General features: G+C 35.5%; 4 protein-coding genes. 1 reads left to right on the top strand and 3 read right to left on the bottom strand.

Annotated features, from left to right (window positions below):
* Window positions 1-1191: ISAs1 family transposase (locus PL8927_RS06825; RefSeq protein WP_231505940.1), on the top strand; the 1191-nt coding region annotated here is incomplete at its 5' end.
* Between the two features lie 340 nt (window positions 1192-1531).
* Here the strand turns inward: PL8927_RS06825 and PL8927_RS06820 are convergent.
* From PL8927_RS06820 to PL8927_RS06810, 3 genes are all read right to left on the bottom strand, one after another.
* A complete protein-coding gene (locus tag PL8927_RS06820; protein ID WP_083618940.1) occupies window positions 1532-1825 on the bottom strand; it encodes a TMEM165/GDT1 family protein in 294 nt (97 codons plus the stop codon).
* An 18-nt stretch (window positions 1826-1843) separates the two neighbouring features.
* A complete protein-coding gene (locus tag PL8927_RS06815) occupies window positions 1844-2233 on the bottom strand; it encodes a TMEM165/GDT1 family protein (RefSeq protein ID WP_083618938.1) in 390 nt (129 codons plus the stop codon).
* A 118-nt stretch (window positions 2234-2351) separates the two neighbouring features.
* A complete protein-coding gene (locus PL8927_RS06810; RefSeq protein WP_083618935.1) occupies window positions 2352-2708 on the bottom strand; it encodes a YkgJ family cysteine cluster protein in 357 nt (118 codons plus the stop codon).
* Window positions 2709-2826: the final 118 nt, after the last annotated feature.

Genomic DNA, 2826 nt, shown 5'->3' with positions numbered 1-2826 from the left:
AAGCAGGGCGTTTTCAAAGTCGGGTGTAAAAAAGAAAATAAAAGTGATCTTTTATTGATAAAATCAAAAAGAGATCACTATTTTTTGATTAAAACAATTATGTTAAACAGTATAATTGAACAACTGAAGTTAGTCAAGGATTTTCGGAAAAATCGGGGTAAAAGACATGAATTATGGGTAGTGTTGACTATCATTATTTTGGCCCTGCTAACTGGCAATGTTACTTATAAGCAAATAGATAACTTTAGAAAAAACGAAGAAAATAAGCTAATTAAATTATTAAAAATTACAGCTAAAAAGTTACCATCTTATAGTACCATTAGACGAGTAATGATCGGGATAAATCTAATAGAGATTCAGTTAGTTTTTCAGTCAACAGTCGAGGAATATTATTGGCAAAAAGAAGGCGTTGATTGGATTGCGATCGATGGAAAATCTTTAAAAAATACCCTGACTAACTATGAAGATCAGAAACAAAATATGCTAATAATGGTATCTGGGTTTAGTCAAGAAACCAAGTTAGTAATTAAGTCGGAAAGTTTTGAAAGTAAACAAAATTCTGAAAATGCTAAAGTTCTCTCTATGATAGAGAAATGTGGGTTATTAAATAAAGTATTTACTCTTGATGCTCTCCATTGTAGTAAGGCAACAACTCAGGCAATAATTGAGAGCAAAAATGATTATTTAATTACGGCAAAAGGCAATCAAGTTAAATTACACAAGCGAATAAAAATTTTAGCAGAAATTGAAAAACCTTTAACAGTATATGAAGAAAAAGATGTCAGTCATGGACGAAATGTTAGCAGAAAAGTATCAGTATTTGATAGCCAGAATGTGAACCATAAAAATTATCCTCATCTTCAAAGTTTTATTGAGGTAGAAAGAACAGGTTTTCGGGGTGACAAAGAATATAATGAGACTTTATATTATATTAGTAGTCAGAAATTAAGTGCGAAAACATTTGCGGAAAAAATTAAAGCACATTGGTTAATTGAAAATCAAGTACATTGGGTCAAAGATGTGAATTTTAATGAAGATAAATCAAGAATAAAAGGGATAGACGTAGCGGGGAAATTCTCGTTATTAGTAACATTGATTTTGAATATATACAGAAGTTTGGGTTTTATTTCAATAAAAGAGGGACAATCATGGTTGGGAAATAATTGGGAAAAGATTTTAGCGATCGCCTGAATTAATTAAGTTTTTAAAACTATTTTTTTCAAAAAACATTAGAAATATTTAATAATCAATAGCCATAAAGTCTTGTTAAGCCAGACAATGGCTATTTTTTGCTGTTAATAAATATTGAAATTGTTCATTCTTAGTATTTCCAACTTGTCTGATAAAAATTAGAGATAATTTGACCGTAAAAATTGATGATTTTTTTTGAAGATAGCGATCGCATTTTGGAAAATGAAAACCCCCTGCTTAACAAGGGGGGATTTGTAGAAGGTGTAGCACATATTTAAGGATGGAATATCAGAAACCCGATCACTTCGGCGAAACCAGGTTTCTCAGTTTTCTCTGATGATCAATCAACTTCTGAATTTTCCGTTTGATTAAACCATAATAACCGAATTCCTAGCACCGCAAAACCGATGGCTGCGGCAATTTTAACAAGATGAGTGGGTAGAACTTCTGCAACCCCTTGGCCGATCATTACACCCAAAAAACTCGCTAATAATAAAGCTGCGGCTGTACCAAAAAAGATCGGACGGGGGGATTTTGTACTCCCACTGAGAGCGATCGCAGCCACTTGACTTTTATCCCCTAATTCTGATAAAAAAACCGTGATAAAACTCAATCCTAACAATTGAAAATCCATAGATTTAATGATATTTTATTAGTGTAAAACTTCCCAAATTAATAATGCAGAAATCAATAATAAACTGCTTCCTGCTGCCCGTTCTAAGGTTCGGGGAGAGATGCGTGTAGCTAACCATTGACCCAGTAAAACCCCTAAGAAACTGGTTAAAACTAATGCTGTTCCTGCTCCCGCAAACACAACCCAAGGGGCGTGAGATTGTGCCACCATCAATAAAGTTGTGAGTTGGGTTTTATCTCCAATTTCTGCAAGAAAAATGGTAATAAATGTGGAAACAAAAATTTTCCAAGTATTGCTGTTTACGAAATGCTTCTGTTGAGGGTTCTCTTTTTCAGAAGTTGCGATCGCACTGGATGCAGTAGCCCGGTCTTCCTGAACTTTAACAACGGTTGGGGATGAAGTCATCATGTTGAGGCTGTGGGTGCAAGTCGAGAATATATCATAATCTTTTCATATTTTCCCGAATTTGGCAACAAAATTACCGATTTTCGAGAGGGGATCACTCCCATCTCGAAAGTTTCACCCTTCACAGTTCACATCCAACTGCTTGATTAAAATGCTCCATTTCCGGGGAAGCATCCCCATAGACCCCTTCAATTTGTTGTTGACAACAATCAATGGCAAAATCGTTTAATTCTTCTGCTTCAATGCCATATAACTCTTGAAAAACATCCAGTTGTACTCGACAAAATCGAGGGCGCTGATCATAAATTTTGCATTCTCTGGCTTCAGGATCAAAATGAATGCACCAGCCATCTTCCCCCACTAAACTTAAATAGAGTTTTAAGTCCTCCGGGGCTAAATAGTCCTCTAATTCAGGACGTTCACTGGGGTCAAGATGACAGCACGCCCCACATTGTTTTACACAAAGCCAAGTTGCCATGATTGTTGATTAGAAAAGCAGAAGGGAATCTTATAGCGGGGAACAGGGAACAGGGAACAGGGAACAGGGAACAGTAAGAAGTGAAAGGGTTTCAGGATTTAAAAATGTCCTAACCGTA

This window comes from Planktothrix serta PCC 8927 (assembly GCF_900010725.2).
Classification (GTDB): Bacteria; Cyanobacteriota; Cyanobacteriia; order Cyanobacteriales; family Microcoleaceae; genus Planktothrix; species Planktothrix serta.
This window is presented reverse-complemented; position numbering and strand designations above follow the sequence as displayed.

Coding starts and splice junctions, on each gene's coding strand:
- PL8927_RS06820 (WP_083618940.1), bottom strand. CDS start 1,825: ATGGATTTTCAATTGTTAGGATTGAGTTTTATCACGGTTTTTTTATCA.
- PL8927_RS06815 (WP_083618938.1), bottom strand. CDS start 2,233: ATGATGACTTCATCCCCAACCGTTGTTAAAGTTCAGGAAGACCGGGCT.
- PL8927_RS06810 (WP_083618935.1), bottom strand. CDS start 2,708: ATGGCAACTTGGCTTTGTGTAAAACAATGTGGGGCGTGCTGTCATCTT.